Annotated in this window: 17 protein-coding genes and 1 other RNA gene; 6 read left to right on the top strand and 12 right to left on the bottom strand. The window is 69.6% G+C overall.

All coding sequences use genetic code 11. The features are described 5' to 3' along the window. Positions 1-59: 59 nt before the first annotated feature. The 9 genes from BXU09_RS16675 to BXU09_RS16635 form a co-directional block, all read right to left on the bottom strand. Positions 60-1,325 carry a VWA domain-containing protein gene (locus BXU09_RS16675; protein WP_078305572.1) on the bottom strand — a complete coding sequence of 422 codons (1,266 nt, stop codon included), beginning with the start codon at positions 1,323-1,325 and terminating at the stop codon, positions 60-62. After that, complete coding sequence (locus BXU09_RS16670; protein WP_078305466.1) at positions 1,322-2,590, bottom strand: TerD family protein; 1,269 nt, start codon at positions 2,588-2,590, stop codon at positions 1,322-1,324. Before BXU09_RS16670 ends, BXU09_RS16675 begins: the two co-directional genes overlap by 4 nt. Positions 2,591-2,743: 153 nt before the next feature. Then, the gene (locus BXU09_RS16665) at positions 2,744-3,319 is read right to left on the bottom strand and encodes a TerD family protein (RefSeq protein ID WP_078305465.1); all 576 of its coding nucleotides are present in this window, start codon (positions 3,317-3,319) and stop codon (positions 2,744-2,746) included. A 299-nt stretch (positions 3,320-3,618) separates the two neighbouring features. Continuing rightward, positions 3,619-4,206, bottom strand: coding sequence for a PhoU domain-containing protein (locus tag BXU09_RS16660; RefSeq protein WP_230284942.1), 588 nt, complete (start codon positions 4,204-4,206; stop codon positions 3,619-3,621). A 5-nt stretch (positions 4,207-4,211) separates the two neighbouring features. After that, on the bottom strand, positions 4,212-4,970 hold the full coding sequence (gene pstB / locus BXU09_RS16655) for a phosphate ABC transporter ATP-binding protein PstB (RefSeq protein ID WP_088249445.1): 759 nt from the start codon (positions 4,968-4,970) through the stop codon (positions 4,212-4,214). A 34-nt stretch (positions 4,971-5,004) separates the two neighbouring features. Beyond that, positions 5,005-5,799, bottom strand: a complete 795-nt coding sequence (gene pstA, locus BXU09_RS16650) for a phosphate ABC transporter permease PstA (RefSeq protein ID WP_078305570.1) — start codon at positions 5,797-5,799, stop codon at positions 5,005-5,007. Positions 5,800-5,867: 68 nt separating this feature from the next. After that, positions 5,868-6,884 (bottom strand): phosphate ABC transporter permease subunit PstC, encoded by a 1,017-nt coding sequence (gene pstC / locus BXU09_RS16645; RefSeq protein ID WP_055363658.1) that lies wholly within the window; start codon positions 6,882-6,884, stop codon positions 5,868-5,870. A 206-nt stretch (positions 6,885-7,090) separates the two neighbouring features. Beyond that, positions 7,091-8,116 (bottom strand): phosphate ABC transporter substrate-binding protein PstS, encoded by a 1,026-nt coding sequence (gene pstS, locus BXU09_RS16640; protein ID WP_078305464.1) that lies wholly within the window; start codon positions 8,114-8,116, stop codon positions 7,091-7,093. A 62-nt stretch (positions 8,117-8,178) separates the two neighbouring features. After that, on the bottom strand, positions 8,179-9,057 hold the full coding sequence (locus BXU09_RS16635; protein WP_168174649.1) for a LysR family transcriptional regulator: 879 nt from the start codon (positions 9,055-9,057) through the stop codon (positions 8,179-8,181). A 160-nt stretch (positions 9,058-9,217) separates the two neighbouring features. Between BXU09_RS16635 and BXU09_RS16630 the strand changes: the two genes are divergently transcribed. From BXU09_RS16630 to BXU09_RS16610, 5 genes are all read left to right on the top strand, one after another. Beyond that, the gene (locus tag BXU09_RS16630; protein ID WP_078305462.1) at positions 9,218-10,615 is read left to right on the top strand and encodes an MBL fold metallo-hydrolase; all 1,398 of its coding nucleotides are present in this window, start codon (positions 9,218-9,220) and stop codon (positions 10,613-10,615) included. Positions 10,616-10,889: 274 nt separating this feature from the next. Further along, positions 10,890-11,207 (top strand): rhodanese-like domain-containing protein, encoded by a 318-nt coding sequence (locus BXU09_RS16625; RefSeq protein ID WP_078305461.1) that lies wholly within the window; start codon positions 10,890-10,892, stop codon positions 11,205-11,207. Beyond that, entirely contained in the window at positions 11,204-11,998 is a 795-nt protein-coding gene (locus BXU09_RS16620) for a sulfite exporter TauE/SafE family protein (RefSeq protein ID WP_078305460.1), read from the top strand. Before BXU09_RS16625 ends, BXU09_RS16620 begins: the two co-directional genes overlap by 4 nt. Before the next feature lie 92 nt (positions 11,999-12,090). Next, positions 12,091-12,666, top strand: coding sequence for a YeeE/YedE thiosulfate transporter family protein (locus BXU09_RS16615; protein ID WP_078305459.1), 576 nt, complete (start codon positions 12,091-12,093; stop codon positions 12,664-12,666). A gap of 14 nt (positions 12,667-12,680) precedes the next feature. Further along, the gene (locus BXU09_RS16610) at positions 12,681-13,130 is read left to right on the top strand and encodes a DUF6691 family protein (protein ID WP_240501473.1); all 450 of its coding nucleotides are present in this window, start codon (positions 12,681-12,683) and stop codon (positions 13,128-13,130) included. A gap of 277 nt (positions 13,131-13,407) precedes the next feature. On the opposite strand, the gene BXU09_RS16605 is transcribed toward BXU09_RS16610, so the two are convergent. The 3 genes from BXU09_RS16605 to BXU09_RS16595 all read right to left on the bottom strand — a co-directional run bounded on the left by BXU09_RS16605 (position 13,408) and on the right by BXU09_RS16595 (position 15,663). Further along, entirely contained in the window at positions 13,408-13,962 is a 555-nt protein-coding gene (locus tag BXU09_RS16605) for a hypothetical protein (protein ID WP_078305458.1), read from the bottom strand. Positions 13,963-14,259: 297 nt separating this feature from the next. Continuing rightward, positions 14,260-14,616: a transfer-messenger RNA gene (gene ssrA / locus BXU09_RS16600) on the bottom strand. Between the two features lie 102 nt (positions 14,617-14,718). Next, a complete protein-coding gene (locus BXU09_RS16595) occupies positions 14,719-15,663 on the bottom strand; it encodes a DUF808 domain-containing protein (protein ID WP_078305457.1) in 945 nt (314 codons plus the stop codon). A 296-nt stretch (positions 15,664-15,959) separates the two neighbouring features. Between BXU09_RS16595 and tal the strand changes: the two genes are divergently transcribed. Continuing rightward, positions 15,960-16,880, top strand: coding sequence for a transaldolase (gene tal, locus BXU09_RS16590; protein ID WP_078305456.1), 921 nt, complete (start codon positions 15,960-15,962; stop codon positions 16,878-16,880). The last annotated feature ends 202 nt before the right edge of the window (positions 16,881-17,082 follow it).

Genomic DNA, 17,082 nt, shown 5'->3' with positions numbered 1-17,082 from the left:
CGCGTGTCCTGGCGGGCAGGTGCGCCCGGTCCGCACAGGCCCGGTCAGGGCCGGCCGGGTCAGCGCAGGATGCCGGCGGTGCGGGCGGCCCGCTGCCAGCTGTCGAGTTCATTCACCAGCAGGTCGAACAGCTGAGGGTCGGGGGTGGTGATGGGCGCCGGGACGCTGAAGAAGTCGGCGTTGTCGACCGTACGGCCGCGCAGGTCGTCGAGTTTCTCCAGGAAGTCGAAGTTCACGCCGCCCTGGTCGATCCCCATGAACTTCCAGAAGATCGGTTCGCGGGACGAGTCGGTCATCTGGCGGATCACGGCGTCGCGGTTGCTGCTGCCGCCGTCCGTGATGAACAGCACCAGCGTGGGCAGGTCGTGCCCGGCGGCGCGGGCGTCCTCGCGGACGAACTGCATGACCGGACTGTAGTGCGTGCCGGCCTCCAGTTTCACGTTCAGGCGGTCCACGAAGCCGCGCGCGTTGTCCAGTGAGAGGCTCCCGGCGCGGTGGGCCTTGATGCCGAACAGGTACACGTCCACCTGCCCGTCGTCGTCGAGGCGGGCGGCGAGGGCCAGGGCGCGTTCGGCGAGGTCCTGCACGGCCCCGCTGCGGTACTCGCGGCTCATGCTGCCGCTGATGTCCAGCACGAGGTTCACGCGGTACAGCGCCTCGCCCAGCCCGCGTTTTTCCAGGCTGACGTTCGCGGTCTTGATCAGGTTGACCAGGTGCGGCTGCGTGACCGCCGCTTTTTCCAGCAGCACCCGCTGACGCTCCTTGCGGAGATTCACGGGCGCGGCGGGTGCGGGCGGGATCGGGGCGGGGCTGTCGGCGGCCACCTCGCCACCGAAATGCCGGACCAGGGCGTCCAGGCCACCGTCGAAGCCCTGCGCGACCGTCGCCAGCCTCCACGCGCCGCCGTGCCGGTACAGGCGCACCAGCATGACGGCCTTCTCGGCGCGCAGGTGCGGTTTCACGTCGAAGGTCGCGCCACCGGCTCCCGCACCACCCACCGTGACGGCCAGCGTGCCCGCCTGCGCCACCGGTTGAGTGTCGTGTGTGGCGGCCAGCACGACCTCGGTGACACTGGCGGGCAGGGAGTTCAGGTTCAGCGTGAAGGCGGTACGTTCCCCCTGCCCGGTCAGGCGCAGCGCACCCTCGGGGCTGGCGGGCTGGTTGTAGAAGACCATGTAACGGTCGTCGGCCAGTCGCCCGTCCTGAAGGCCGAAGGCGGTCACGTCGGTGCCGGTCAGCGTGCAGTGAACCTGCACGTCCAGCGCCGCCGGGTCCAGGTTCAGGTCTGCCAGGGGCACGCGCTGCCCTGCCTGTAGGGCCGTCATTTGCTGCCCGCCGACCACTGGAAACCGAAGCCGTAGTGCTCATCGCAGTCCTTGTGTCCGGTGAAGTAGCGTTCTTCCTTGGTGATCTGGATTTCGCCTCCGTGATTCTCGATCTGCGCGATGGCGCAGAAGGTGCGGCGGATGTCCGGGTTGCTGAGGTTCACGCTGATCTCGTTCCCGCGCGGGTCTTTCATGGTCAGCCGGCCGCCCACGCGGGTGAAGTCGCTGGTGCCCTCGTAGATGAACGCGAAGATCAGGACCGTGTGAATCAGGTCCGGGCGGTGGATGGTGAGGTTCTCGCCGTCGCTGGCCGCGCCCGTCCGGTCGTCCTTGTCCAGCAGGATGAACGGCTCGAGCCGCTCGGAGCCGAAGCGGTTCCCGAGCGCCTGGATGACCCCGCGCTCGCCGTTGTTCAGCACGTACATGCAGCCCAGGTCCAGGTCGGTGCTGGCCCGCAGGAACCCGCCGCCCCTGTTCCAGTTGAGGTTCACGCGGATGGGGTCGCTGCCGCCGCCCTTGCGCAGGGACAGGCGGGTGCTCTGGCCGGGTTTATCCAGCGTGATCTTCTGCAGGCTGACCGGCGCGGCCGGCGGCGGGGCGGGGGGCGCGGGTTCGGCGCGGGGCCGCTCGCGGTTGAAGTTCAGGCCACCCGGCGCCGGAGTCGGCGCGGCGGCCGGCGTGGGAGCGGGAGCAGGCGTGGGAGCCTGGGCCGGAGCTGGCGTGGGTGGGCGCGCGGCGGGCGTGTCGGCCACCTCGCCGCCGTAGTGCCGGACCAGGGCGTCCAGGCCGCCGTTGAAGCCCTGCCCGACCGCCCAGACGCGCCAGACGTCCTTGTGGTACACGTCGAGCAGCATCACGGCCCGCTGCGCCTGGAAGTCCCGGCCGGTCACGCGGTACGTGGCGACCGGCGCGCCGCCCAGGTGCAGCGTCACCTCGGCGTGGTCGATCTGCGCGAAGGTCGCGCCGCCGTCCACCGTGGCGGCCAGACTCAGGCGGCGGACGCTGGCGGGCAGCGCGCCCAGGTCGGCCGTGAAGGTCTTCTCGCCGCGCGCGCCGCTCTGCACGCTCAGCGCGCCCTCGGGCGAGCGGGGCTGGTTGTAGAAGATCATGTACCGGTCGTCGCTCAGGCGGTCCTGGGCGTCCAGGCCGAACAGGATCAGGTCGTATTCCGGGGCGGGGCCGGTCACGCGGGCCGTGACGCTCAGCGTGGTCGCGGTGCCCAGGTCGGCGAGGCGGGCTTTCTGGCCCGTCTGGAAGGTCAGCATCGGCGGGTCTCCGGGGGCAAGGAAAGGAGGGCGGGCCAGCGGGTGCGGCCCTCCCTCCGGGGGTGGTGTGGATGGACGGCGCGGGCCGGTGCCTGAACGGGCCGGGGCGTGCCTGCTTGCCAGGGTGCGCCCCGCCCGGCGTTCAGGTGGGCTTCAGACGTTCACGCCGAAGTTGCGTGCCAGCGGCGCGAGGCCCCCGGCGTAGCCCTGACCGACCGCGCGGAACTTCCAGTCGGCGCCGTTGCGGTAGACCTCGCCGAAGATCATGGCGGTGTCGGTGCTGGCGTCCTCGGACAGGTCGTAGCGGGCGATCTCGGCGCCGCCGGCCTTGTTCATGATGCGGATGTACGCCTTGCTGACCTGACCGAAGTTCTGGCCGCGCGTCTCGGCCTCGTGGATGGTGACGCACACGGCGATCTTATCCACGTCGGCGGGCACGCCCGCGAGGTTCACTTCGACGGTCTCGTCGTCGCCGTCGCCCTGGCCGGTGGTGTTGTCACCGGCGTGCGTGACGCTGCCGTCGCTGCTGGTCTTGTTGTTGTAGAAGATGAAGTCGCTGTCGCTGCGGACCTTGCCGCTGGCGTTCAGCAGGAACACCGTGCCGTCGAGGTCGAAGGCCTGACCATCGGTGGCGCGGGGATCCCAGCCCAGGCCGATGGTGATGGCGGTGAGGCCCGGAGCTTCCTTGGAAAGTGAAACGTTACCGCCTTTGGAAAGTGATACGGCCATGCTGTCCTCCTGGGTGCGGCCCGCGTCGGCGGGCGCGTGAATGGGAATGGGGTGTTCGCGGACTGTTGCCTGGGGAGCGGGATGCCTCCCGAGTGTACAGGGCCGCGCTCCGGATGAAGCGGGCAGGCGCGGCACATGTCCGGCCGGACCGTGCGGTGCCTCTTCGTGCTGGCACCACCGATCCTTACGGGATTCTGATGCCCGGAGTTCCCGACTGTTGGGCGACAGGCCAGAACCTGAATTTCCGCTCAAGGTCAGGTGTGAAAGACCTGAGAATCAGCGTGGACCGTCAGTTCCGCTCAGGCGTACAGGGTTTCCAGACGCGTGGCAACGTTCTTTAGGTGGTCGCCCAGCCGCTCGGCGCTGCGCCACCACGCGGCCGCAGCCAGCGCGCCGGGACCGCCGGGCCGGGCGATCAGGTCGGCGGTCGCCGCCTCGAAGCGGGCGTCCACGCGGGCGTCGAGTTCCCGCACCTGCGCGGCCAGCGCGGCGTCGCCGGGCAGGCTGGCCGCGCGCAGCGTGGCGGCCATCAGGGTCAGGTCGCCCAGGACGAGGCGGCCCTCGGTGCCGGTCACGTCCGGGGTGCGTGACAGGTGCCGGGCGTAGTCGCCGGCGCGTTCCAGGTCCGGGGTGCTCTGGAGGATCAGCACGGTCAGGCGCAGGTCCCGCGCGACCGGCGCCTGCAGGGCCAGCAGCCGCAGGACGCCCTGCACGGCGGCGCGTTCGGCCTCGTCGATCTGACGGTCCAGGGCCTGCACGTCCTGGATCAGCTGCGCGGGGTCCCGGCCGGGGTCGCCCAGTCGCCGCAACTGGGCGACGAGGTGGTCCTGCATGCTCAGGAAGTGGCCGCGCACGGCTCCCAGTTGCTCGTCGAGGCGGACGGTCACGGCGCTCAGCCGAAGCGGCCGGTGACGTACGCCTCGGTGCGTTCGTCGCGCGGGCTGGTGAAGATCTGGTCGGTCACGCCGTGCTCGACGAGGTCGCCGTTCAGGAAGAAGCTGGTGGTGTCGCTCACGCGGGCCGCCTGGTGCATGTTGTGCGTGACGATCACGATGGTCGTGACCTTCTTCAGGTCGCTCATCAGGTCCTCGATCTTGGCGGTGCTGGCGGGGTCCAGGGCGCTGGTGGGTTCGTCCATCAGCAGGATTTCCGGTTCGACGGCCAGCGCGCGGGCGATGCACAGGCGCTGCTGTTGCCCGCCGGACAGGCCGGTCGCGGGGGTCTTGAGGCGGTCCTTGACTTCCTCCCAGAGGGCCGCGCCGCGCAGGGAGCGTTCGGCGATTTCCATCAGGCGTTTCTGGTCGCGGATGCCGGCGAGTTTCAGGCCGGACACGACGTTGTCGAACACGCTCATGGTGGGGAAGGGGTTGGGTTTCTGGAAGACCATCCCGACGCGGCGGCGCATGTTCACGGGGTCCACACCGCTGCCGTACACGTCCTGCCCGTCGAGCAGGATGGTGCCCTCGACGCGCGCGCCGGGCGTGAGGTCATGCATGCGGTTGATGGCGCGCAGGAAGGTGGTCTTGCCGCAGCCGCTGGGGCCGATCAGGGCGTTGACGGTGCCGCGCTGCACGTCGAGATCGACGGCCCGGACGGCCTGCTTGTCGCCGTAGTAGATGTTGACGTTCTTGGCACTGAGGATGGGGGTCATGGACAGGGCTCCTTGGGTTGTCGGGCTGGGGAGGTTACTTGCGGCGGCTGGCGCGGCGGGCCAGCAGGCTGGTCAGGAAGATCAGGGTGATCAGCAGCAGCGCGCCGGCCTTGGCGAGGCGCTGGTTCTCGTCGTAGGCGCTGGTGGCGCCGCGGTAGATCTCGAGCGGCAGGGCGCTCATGGGTTTGCTGGGGTCGAGGTTGATCGCGCTGTTCCCGAAGGCCGTGAACAGCAGCGGCGCGGCTTCACCGGCCACGCGGGCCAGGGCCAGCATCACGCCGGTCACGATGCCCCCGGCGGCGGCCGGCAGGACGATGCGCAGCGTGACCAGCCACTTGGGCAGGCCCAGCGCCAGTCCGGCCTCGCGGACGGTCAGCGGCACGAGTTTCAGGACTTCCTCGGTGGTGCGGACCACGATGGGCATCATCAGGAAGCCCAGGGCCAGCGATCCGGCCAGGCCCGAGAAGCCGAACTGCAGCACGATCAGGCTGTACACGACCAGACCCATCACGATGGCGGGAATCCCGGCCAGCACGTCGCTGATCATGCGCACGGTCGGCATCAGCGGGTGGCGGGGGTACTCGGAGAGGAAGATCCCGCCGGACACGCCGACGAGCACGCCGATCACGCTGGCCATGGCGAGCATCTGGACGCTGCCCAGGATGGCGTTGGCGAGGCCGCCGCCCGTCTCCCCTTCCGGGGCGGGCACCTTGGTGAAGAAGTCCACGTTGATGGCGCCCAGACCCTCGCGGATCAGGTAGAAGAAGATCAGGATCAGGGGTGCGACGACCAGCAGGGTCGCGAGCAGGATCAGGCCGCCCATCACCATGTTCTGGATGCGCCGGGCGGGGCTCAGGGTGCGTCCGGCCGGGACGGCCGCGCGGGTGGGGGCCGAGGTCACTGGATCCCCTTGGGCGTCAGGCGGCCGATGATCAGGCGCGCGACGTAGTTCACGATGACACTCAGGAAGAACAGCGTCAGGCCCAGCGTGACGACCGAGGAGCGGTGCAGGGCTTCCTGCGCGTCACCGAACTGGTTGGCAATCACGGAGGCCATGGTGCTGGCCCCGCCGAAGAGGCTCTTGAGGACGTCCTGGCTGTCCCCGATGACCATGGCGACGGCCAGCGTCTCGCCGAGCGCGCGGCCGAGCGCGAGGATCACGCCGCCCATGATGCCGGCGCGGGCGTACGGCAGGATGGCGCGCGAGATGACTTCCCACTTGGTGGCGCCCAGCGCGTACATGGCCTCGCGCTGCTCCTGCGGGACGAGGCGGATCACGTCACGCGCGACCGACGCGGTGTACGGCAGGATCATGACGGTCAGGATGATGATTGCCAGCGCCAGCCCGCGCCCGTCGAAGGTGCTGGGCACGAAGAAGCACTGCAGGGTCGTCGAGCCGCTGTCCCAGAGGTTCTTGCAGGAGGTGTACAGCGCCAGCCGGGCCGGGTCCTGGAAGAAGCCCTGTTCCCAGCGGCTCAGGATCGGGGCGATCACGAACAGCGCCCACAGGCCGTACACGACGCTAGGCACGGCGGCCAGCAGTTCGATCAGGTACCCGACCGGGTTGGCCAGCCATTTCGGGGCGTACTCGGCAACGAACAGGGCGCTAGCAATGGCGAGCGGCACGCTGATGGCGAGCGCCACGAGGCTGGTGACCAGGGTGCCGGTGATCATGGCGACCGCGCCGAACACACCCTCGACGGGGTTCCAGGTGCGCTGCGTGAAGAACTCCAGTCCGAAGCGTTGCAGGGCGGGCCAGGATTCGCTGCCCAGCAGGTAGATGCTGAGCACGAACACGAGCACGATGACCGAGGCGAGCGCCAGGATCAGGATCTCGAACTGCCGGTCACTGCGACTGGACAGTGAGGCCGGCGTGGGCGGTCGGGTGGGGCGGGACTGGGTTGGTTCGCTCATGGTTTCGTGACCCCTCCGGGGCGTTTGCCGATCAGTTCACACGGCGTTCGTCAGCCCCGCGTCAGGCGTGTCGGCTGGGCCAGCCGCCTGGTGGGCCTGATGGCCTGGGGGCGCGACAGCACGCGGCGGCCTCCCCCGGTCAGGGAGGGCCGCCGCGTGCAGGGTTCAGGTGCGGTCCGGCCGGGGCCGGACAGGCACCCCCCGGATCAGAATTTCTTGCCGTCGAAGGTCATGCTGGCGATGATGGTCTTCGCCTTGCTGGCCGCGTTGCTGGGCAGCTGCGAGTAGTCCAGCGGCTCGTTGTACTTCTGGCCGGTCGTGACCATCCACGTCAGCAGTTTCTTCAGGGCCTGAGCCTGCGCCAGGGTGCGGTTCCCGTACTTCTGCTCCTGGTAGAAGATCACGTACGTGAAGCTGGCAATCGGGTACGAATCAGGGTTCGCGCTGTTCGTGATGCTCACGCGGGTGTCGGCAGGCATGACCACGCCCTTGGCGGCCAGCGCGGCGGGGCCGTTGTCGGCCGTCACGAACTTCCCGGCGCGGTTCTGCACGCTGCCGAAGGGCAGTTTGTTCTGCTTGGCGTACACCAGTTCCACGTACCCGATCGCGCCGGGCGTGCTCTTGACCACGCCGGCCACGCCGTCGTTGCCGCGCGCCCCGGTCCCGACCGGCCAGTTCAGGCTGTTGCCGGTGCCGACCTTGCTCTTCCACTCGGTGCTGACCTTGCTCAGGTAGTCGCTGAACACGAAGGTCGTGCCGGACCCGTCGCTGCGGCGCGCGACCGTGATGGGCAGCGGGGGAATGCTGACGCCGGGGTTCAGGGCGGCGATGGCCTTGTCGTTCCAGGTCTTGATCTTGCCGAGGTAGATGTCGGCCAGGACCTTACCGGTGAACTTCAGGGGCGTGGTGACGCCGGGGAGGTTGTAGGAAGGGACGACGGCGCCGATGGCGGTGGGGATGTGCAGGAGTTTGGCGGGGGCGGCCTTCATGGACTCGTCGCTCATGGGGTTGTCGCTGCCGGCGAAGTCGACGGTGCGTTCGGTGATCTGTTTCTGGCCGGCGCCGCTGCCGACGCTCTGGTAGTTGACGGTGACGCCGGTGTCGCCCTTGTACTCGGCGAACATCTTGCTGTACAGCGGGAAGGGGAAGCTCGCGCCGGCACCCGTCACGCTGCCCTGGGCGGAGGCGGAGGTCATGGCAAGAGCGGCTGCGATGGTCAGAAGCTTCTTCATGTCGCCGAGTCTGCCAGCGGTTTGTCAGCGCCCCGTCACGTCCCTGCCGTGGGTGCGCCGCGTCACCGCAGCGCGGCGAACAGCCCGATCAGGCGGCCGGTCGCGGACGGCAGCAGTGCGGCGGGCGGCGTGACCAGGACGTGCAGGACCGTCACAGAGGGGGCTTCCAGGCCCAGCGAGCGCACGTGGCCGTCCTGAACGTCGCGCGCCATGAACGAGGCGGGCAGGACGGCCACGCCGTCGCCGCGCCGCACGCCCTCCAGCGCCGCCCAGAGGCTCCCGACTTCCAGACCGTGGGCGGGCACGACGCCCTGCAGGATGCGTTCAGTCTGCAATCGGACGCCGGAGCCGCGCGCGGGCCACAGCAGCGTCTCGCCGCGCAGGGCGTGCGGGGCGACGTAACCCTGCCGGGCGAGCGGGTGGCCGGGGGCCACGGCCAGCCGCAGCTGATCCTCGCCGACACGGTGCAAGTCGAGGTCCGGCAGGGTGCGCTGCGGCGAGGTCACGAGCAGCGCGGCGGCCAGGGTGCCGTCCCGGACGCCCTGGGCGAGGTCGGCGGCGGGGCGGGTGTCGGCCTGCAGGTGCAGTCCGAGGTCCAGGGCGCGGCGCGCGGCGGCGCTGGCCAGTCCGGTCAGGGCGAATGAGAAGCCCACGCGCAGGGGGGTCAAGGGGCGGCGGCGCAGGTCCGTGATCTGCTCGCCCACTTCGTGCAGGGTTCGGGCGATGGCCTGCGCGTGCGGCAGCAGCCGTTCGCCGTCCTCGGTGAGGGTCACGCCCCGGCCCCGGCGGACGTACAGGGGGCGGCCGATCTGATCCTGAAGGGCGCGCAGCTGACCGCTGACAGCCGGCTGACTGAGGTTCAGGGCCTGCGCGGCGCGGCTCACGCTGCCCAGTTGTGCCACGACGCTGAAGGTGACGAGCTGTTCCGGGTTCACGCGCATGTGGGGTGGCCTCCTGCCTGACCATGGGAATGGCCGCAGACATGATATCGGCTGGGCTGATAACGCACCCCGGATACCGCGATAAGAGCTGATAGAATCCTTGAAATATACCCTACGGGGGTATACCTTCAGGTCAGTTTCAGCCCAAGGAGGGTCCCCCATGTTCTTCGAACGCTTCTACAACACCGACCTCGCGCAGGCGTCCTACATGATCGGCTGCCAGAAAACCGGCGAATGCCTCGTGATCGACCCCATCCGCGACGTCCAGCCGTACCTCGACCGCGCCGCCCGCGAGAAACTGCGCGTCACGCACGTCACCGAAACCCACATCCACGCCGATTACCTCTCGGGCAGCCGCGAACTCGCCGCCCGCACCGGCGCCCGACTGCTGCTCTCCGCCGAGGGTGGCCCCGACTGGACCTACGGCTTCCAGGCCGAGCCGCTCCGGCACGGCGACACCTTCATGGTCGGCAACCTGCGACTCGAGGTCCGGCACACGCCCGGCCACACCCCGGAAAGCCTCTCGTTCCTCGTGACCGACACCCCGCGCGGCGACACGCCCGTCATGTACTTCACGGGTGACTTCACGTTCGTGGGCGACATCGGCCGCCCCGACCTGCTCGACGAGGCCGCTGGCGGCGAGGACACCCGCTTTACCGGCGCGCGCCAGATGTTCGCCAGCCTGCGCGACCAGTTCCTGACCCTGCCCGACGGCGTGCAGGTCTGGCCCGGCCACGGCGCCGGCAGCGCCTGCGGCAAGGCGCTGGGGGCCGTGCCCACCACCACCGTCGGCTACGAGCGCGCCATGGCCTGGTGGGCGCCCCACGTGGCGGCCGGCGACGAGCAGGGCTTCACGGCCGAGCTGCTCAGCGGCCAGCCCGACGCGCCGCTGTACTACGGCCGCATGAAAACCCAGAACCGGGCCGGCCCAGCCCTGCTGGGCGAGGTCACACCGCTGGCGCCTCTCGGCCCGGACGAACTGCGCGCCCTCGTGACGGCCGGCGCCGTCCTGATCGACACCCGCTCCAGGGAGGAGCATCAGGCCGCCGCGCCGCAGGGCAGCGTGAACATCCCGGACGGCAACACCTTCGAGACCTGGGCCGGCTGGCTGCTGCGCCCCGAACACACCCCCTACGTCCTGCTGGCCCGCGACGCCGCGCACGCCGACACACTGCGCCGCCGCCTGTGGATGGTCGGCCTGGACGACGTGACCGGCTACGTGACCAGCCCCGACGGTCTGGACACCACGCCCGCCCGGCCCTTCCCAGCCGCCGAACTGCCCCGCCACGCCGGCGCCCTGATCCTCGACGTGCGCAACAGGACCGAACATCAGGCCGGCGCCATTCCCGGCGCGCAGCAGCTGCACGCCGGACGGCTTGCCTGGAACCTGGGCACCCTGCCGCGCGACCGCGAGATCATCGTGCACTGCCAGGGCGGAGCGCGCAGCGCCGCCGCCGCCAGCCTCCTGCGCGCCCAGGGCTTCCGGGTCAGCGAACTGGCCGGCGGCTACGAGGCCTACGCCCGCGAGCAGCAGGCGCCGCCCGTCTCCCCGGTCTGATACGGATTCCGTTTGTTTCGCCGACAATCCGGAACTTCACCGGATTGCCAGCTCCACGTCCGGAACCCGTATTGCTCCCACTCGCTCCGCTCGGATTGAACGGGCTTTGCAGCCCATTCAATCGGAGTCCGTATGAACCGGATTCCGCCTGAACCCTCCGCTCTCGCAGCCGTCCGGGTTGAACGGGTGCCCGCCCGTTCGACCGGCGTCGGCACGGCCCCTTTCTCCGGGCCGTGCGCCGACACCCCCGCCTCACCCCCCAAGGAACCAACTGATGACCTACACCGACCTCTTCCCGAACGAGCTGGACAGCCGCCGCCGCGCGGGCGCCGCCCTGATCGACGTGCGCGAAGCCGACGAGTACCGCGCCGGGCACATTCCGGGCGCCGTGAATCTTCCTCTCTCCGAGCTGCCGGGCCGTGAGGCCGAGGTGCCTGGCGGCGCGGTCCTGATCTGCGCCAGCGGCAACCGCTCCTCGCAGGCGGCCGGGTACCTGAGCGCGCTGGGCCACCCCGGCCTGATGAACCTGATGGGCGGCACCGCCGGCTGGCAGCGTGAGGGCCGGACCCTGACGACCGGCGACCGCCCGTGATTCTCGCGTGGATCGGCGCGGCCCTGATCGGCCTGAGCCTGGGGCTGCTCGGCTCGGGCGGCAGCATCCTGACCGTGCCGGTCCTGGTGTATCTGGTGGGCGAACCCGAGAAGCTCGCCATTGCCGAGAGCCTCGCCATCGTGGGCGGCATCAGCCTGTTCGGGGCCATTCCCTACGCCCTGAAACGCCAGATCGACTGGCGCAGCGTGGGGTACTTCGGGGTGCCCGGCGTGACCGGCACGTACCTGGGCGCGGCCCTGAGCGTGCACCTGAGCGGCGTCGTGCAGCTGCTGCTGTTCGCGGGCGTGATGCTGCTGGCGTCGGTCATGATGTTCCGCCCGGCCAGGGCCAGTGAAGGGCCGGCGCACGCCCGCTCACCACTGAAGATCGCCGCCGAGGGCCTGGGCGTGGGCGTCCTGACCGGACTGGTCGGCGTGGGCGGCGGGTTCCTGATCATCCCGGCGCTGGTGCTGCTGGGCGGCCTGCCCATGAGCCTCGCGGTGGGTACCAGCCTGCTGATCATCGCCGCCAAGAGTTTCGCCGGGTTCTACAAGTACGTGCAGGTGCTGCAGGAACAGAACCTCGCGGTGCACTGGAACCTGATCCTGATCTTCACCGTCATCGGCGTCGCCGGGAGTTTCCTGGGCGCCCGCCTGGGCAAGAGCGTCTCGAACGACGCCCTGAAACGCGGCTTCGCGTCCTTCCTGGTCGTGATGGGCCTGTACGTCCTGGCCACGAACGTTCCCAGGGTCCTGAATCCCCCCGCGCCCGTGGAAAGCCGCGCGCACTGATTTCCGCCCGTCGGCCCCTCTGTCCCGCCCCTCTCCCCCGCCCGGCCAGACTCCCCCGTGGTCTCGCCGGGCACCCTTCCGAGGTTGCCCCCATGACTGAACTGCTCGACCTGTTCCGCTCTCCCTGGCCCTGGTGGGTCGGTGGCCCCCTGATCGGTCTGACCGTGCCGCTGCTGCTGCTCATCGGCAACCGCGCCTTCGGGATCTCCTCGAACCTGCGCCACGCCTGCGCGATCCTGCTGCCCGACGCGGCCAAACCCGGCTTCTTCCGCTACGACTGGCGGGCCGAACGCTGGAACCTGCTGTTCGCCGCCGGATTGATCCTGGGCGGCGTCCTGGCCGGAATGATTCTCGCCAACCCGGAACCCACCCGCCTGAGCGCGGCCGGCGCGGCGTCCGTGCAGGAACTCGGCGTGCAGGTCCGCCCCGGACTGGTCCCGGCCGAACTGACCGACCTGAGTAATCCCGGCGTGTGGCTGCTGCTGGGCGTCTCGGGCCTGCTGGTGGGGTTCGGCACCCGCTACGGCGGCGGCTGCACCAGCGGTCACGCCATCACGGGCCTGAGTACCCTGCAACTCCCCAGCCTGATCGCCACCGTGTCCTTCTTCGCGGGCGGGATCCTGAGCGCCAACCTGCTGCTCCCGCTGTTCATGGCGGTGATCCGGTGAGCGCCGGCACCCGCATTCCCGGCGTGCACGGGCACTCCGCCGCCCGCACAGCGGCCCTCCCGGCATACCTGCTGATGGGCGTGTACTTCGGCGTGATCCTCGTGAAGTCCGAGGCGGCCAGCTGGTACCGCATCCAGGAGATGTTCCGCTTCGAGGCTTTCCACATGTACGGCCTGATCGGCTCTGCCGTCCTGACCGGCATGCTGACCACGTGGCTGCTGCGCCGCAGCGGCGCGCGCAGCCTGGACGGGCAGACCATCACGGTCGCACCCAAGGAACGCGGCTGGACCCGCTACGTGCTGGGCGGCGCGACCTTCGGCGTCGGCTGGGGACTGGCGGGCGTCTGCCCGGGGCCGGTGTTCACGCTGCTGGGCGCGGGCGTGTGGCCCATGCTGGTCGTGCTGGGCTTCGCGCTGATCGGGACGTGGCTGTACGGGGCGGTCCGCGAGCACCTGCCGCACTAATACGAACTGCCGTTTGTTTCGCTGACTCCGGAACTTCACCGGATTGCCAACTCCACGTCCGGAACCCGCCCCGCTCCCACTCTGCGGGGCAGCTCTACGAGTCGCATCCGCTCCGATTGAATGGCTTGTAAAGCCGTTCAATCGGAGTCCGTATCACAGGGTCTGCGCGGCCCGTTGATGCGCGGCCGGCAGCGTGGGAGGCATGAAAGCCCTTCTGGGCCTCACGGTCCTGCTGAGCCCCACCCGGTCGGAGGCAGGCAGATTCCGTCCACTCCGCTCAGGCATCGTCGGGCTCGTAGCCCCACTCGAGGAGTTCCTGCCCGGTGGGCGCGCGTTCCTCCGAGTGCTGCACGCGCCCGTTCAGGATCCGGACGTGCACGTACAGTTCGTTGCCCGGCTCGATGCCGCGCAGCTCGAACCCGAGTGCCGGCCAGGCCGTGGCGACCGCCTGAAGCCACGCCAGCGGCGGCCCCCACGGGGTCAGAAACTCAAGCGTGAGCCGCTCCGGGAGGGAGGTCAGAGTCACGTGGGCGGCGTCACCTGAGCAGCCCCAGTGCAGGATCCGCCACGACACGCTGTCCAGCGGGAGGTCGGGGGTCGGGTCGGCGTGGCCGGTCAGCAGCAGGCCGAGTCGCTGCGTTTCGTCGGACGAGCGCCTCGCCCGGTGCGGGCCGGGTGCGTCCGGGGGCGCAGGCAGCTGCGCGTGGAAACTCAGAGCCTGACTCCGGCCCCCGACCTGCCCGGGTGAGGCACCCTGCTGGGCCGCACGCCAGGCGCCGAGCAGGGGTGTGGGGCCGCTGACTTCAAGTCGGTTCTGGCACCAGTTGGTCATGGGGGATCCTCCAGACCGACCTTACTGCGTGCCGGGGGGCCCGGATACCCCCGAGGTGAGAACCCCGGTTCGGCCTCCTGAGGACACTGCATTTATCCTGTCGGTAAACCGCGCGGGGCGCGGGGCAGGAAAGGTACGTCGGGGCGGGAATGAAGAGGTTCCGGCGTGTTCCCGGAGTCTCGCACTGGTGGCTTCAACGTCCTTAGCGTTCGCCTGCGCCTCGACGGGGCCGAGCCGGGCGGCTCCGGGGGGCGCAAAGGCCAGCGCCCCAGCTGCTGAGCCTGGGGCGCTGATCTGTGGTGGAGATGGGCGGAGTCGAACCGCCGTCCGAAGACCCATTGCGTTGGTCTCTACGAGCGTAGTCCATGATTTAGATCTCAGGTATCAGTCGCGCAGGGACACGCTGCTTTCTACCCCAGCTTCTTAAATTTCGCCCGCGCTTAGAAGCGTCGGCTCAGGCTAGCCATCTTTTGGAAGTTCGCAGGACGCCAATGGCCGGGCTTCCTGGTCACTGCTTCGCTTAAGCAGCGAAGGCGTAGGTGGTGCTGTTGTTGTTGCCAGTTAAAGGCTTTGACCGATGATTAACGAGGCCCACGATCATCCTCGGCTCGCAACGTCCCGCTCAGCGATCCCCGTCGAAACCGGGTCATCCCCAAATGGGACGTTCAGTCTACCACGGACGCGCAGAAACGTCCACGGGCGCGGCGTGTATTCACCCGCGCCCTCCGGTCTGAACCTCGGGTGCCGCTGTGCCGCTCAGTGTGCGGCGGCCTTGCGGCCCGGCAGCAGGTGCAGCAGCGCCACGATCAGGCCGCCCACGACCAGTCCCACGACGGCCGAGCCGAGCGTCTCGACCAGCCACTCGATCAGGCTGTGCAGGGCGGGCAGGGCGTTCCCGGCCGCCACCGCCCAGTCGTGCAGCAGGTGCGCGGGGCCGCCCACGCCCAGTTTGTCCAGGCCGTCGATCAGGATGTGGCCGCCGACCCACAGCATCGCGGCCGTTCCCACGACCGAGAGCGCGCCCATCACGACCGGCATGCCCTTCACGAGGCCCCGGCCGAAGGTGCGCGCCGCGCCGGACCCGCTGCGGGCCAGTCGCAGTCCCAGGTCGTCCATCTTCACGATGATGCCCACCACGCCGTACACCAGCGCCGTGATGACCAGCGCAACGACCACCAGGATCAGGGCGCGCGACACGAACGGTTCGTTCGCCACCTCGGCCAGCGAGATCGCCATGATCTCGGCCGACAGGATGAAATCCGTGCGGATCGCGCCGGACACCATCTTCTGCTCGTGTTCGGCGCCACTCAGGACCGCTTCCTCGGCCGCCGCTCCGTGATCGTGGTGGGTGAGGGCCTCGTAGACCTTCTCGGCCCCCTCGAAGCACAGGTACGCGCCGCCGACCATCAGAATCGGCGTCAGGGACCACGGCAGGAACTGACTGAGCAGCAGCGCCGCCGGCAGGATGAACACGACCTTGTTGCGCAGCGAGCCGCGCGCGATCCGCCAGATGATCGGCAACTCGCGGTCCGGCGTGAAACCGGTAACGTACCGGGGCGTGACGGCCGCGTCGTCCACGACCACCCCGATGGCCTTCACGCCGGCCCGGCTGGCGGCCGCGCCGATGTCGTCGATGGACGCCGCCGCGAGGCGCGCGATGGCGGCCACGTCGTCGAGCAGGGCAACCAGACCGCCGCTCATGCGGACGTCCGGCGGGGAGAGTGATGGTCAGGGCAGGCAGGGTAACGGGCAGGCATCTGTCACGCAGGGTATCAACCGCGCCGGTTCCCCGTCACCGGGGGATCCATGGGTTTTCTTGAGACCTGCCGCCCGGCGCCCGCACAGCAGCCCAAAAGTCTGCATGAACCTGTTGAAGCCCGCAGCCGGCAGCGTATGGTACGGGCGAACGCCCTGCCGGCGCGGGCCTGCCCGTCCCGGCTTCAATCTCACTGCCGGCCTGACTTTCCTTTCCGGCCTGACCTTCACTGGAGGACCCCATGAACGCACTCGAACAGCTCAAGCAGATGACCGTCGTCGTCGCCGATACCGGCGACCTGGAAGCCATCCGTCAGTACCAGCCGCAGGACTGCACCACCAACCCCTCGCTGATCCTGAAGGCGGCGGGCCTGAGCGGCTACGCGCACCTGCTCGACGAGGCCCGCGCGCTGGGCGACGTGGAAGCCGCCATCGACCAGCTGACCGTGCGGATCGGCACGGAGCTGACCCGGCTGGTACCCGGTTACGTCAGCACCGAGGTGGACGCCCGCCTGTCCTTCGACGCGGACGCCATGGTCGAGAAGGCCCGGCACCTGATCGCGCTGTACGCCGAGCAGGGCGTGGGCCGCGAGCGCATCCTGATCAAACTGGCGACCACCTGGGAGGGCGTGGAAGCCGCGCGCACCCTGGAAGCCGAGGGCATCCGCTGCAACCTGACGCTGGTGTTCTCGCAGGAGCAGGCCGTGGCCGCCGCGCAGGCCGGCGCGTACCTGATCTCGCCGTTCGTGGGCCGCATCACCGACTGGTACAAGAAGCACACCGGCACCGCCGAGTACACCCCCGAGCAGGACCCCGGCGTGCAGAGCGTGCGCGGCATCTACCGTCACTTCAAGACGCACGGCTACCCCACCGTGGTGATGGGCGCGTCGTTCCGCAGCGCCGCGCAGGTCCGCGCGCTGGCCGGCTGCGACCGCCTGACCGTCAGCCCCGCCCTGCTGGGCGAACTGGCCGCCGACACTGACCCGCTGGAGCAGGCCCTGACGCCCGTTCCCGCCACCGCCACCGAGCCCACCCTGACCGAGGCCGACTTCCGCTGGGCGCTGGCTGCCAACCCCATGGCGAACGAGAAGCTCGCCGAGGGCATCCGGGGCTTCCACGAGGACACCGAGAAACTGCGCGCCCTGCTGCGTACCCAGGCCTGAGGGCCCAGCACGGCGGCCCAGACGTGACGGCCCGGCACGGAAGGCCCAGCAGGCGCTGAGGCTGGTAGCTCAGGGGTCACTCTCATCTCTCGACGTGAGTGGCCCCTGCCCGCCTTGAGGTTCGGCGTCACAGAAGTCCCCACCCGTGACAGACCGCTGCCGCTGGACACGCAGAACCTCTTGTGGCCCTCTCTGGGAAGAC

The sequence above is a fragment of the Deinococcus sp. LM3 genome (assembly GCF_002017875.1).
Taxonomy (GTDB): domain Bacteria; phylum Deinococcota; class Deinococci; order Deinococcales; family Deinococcaceae; genus Deinococcus.
Note: the sequence above shows the minus strand (reverse complement) of the source record. Positions and strands in the feature narration are given on the sequence as shown.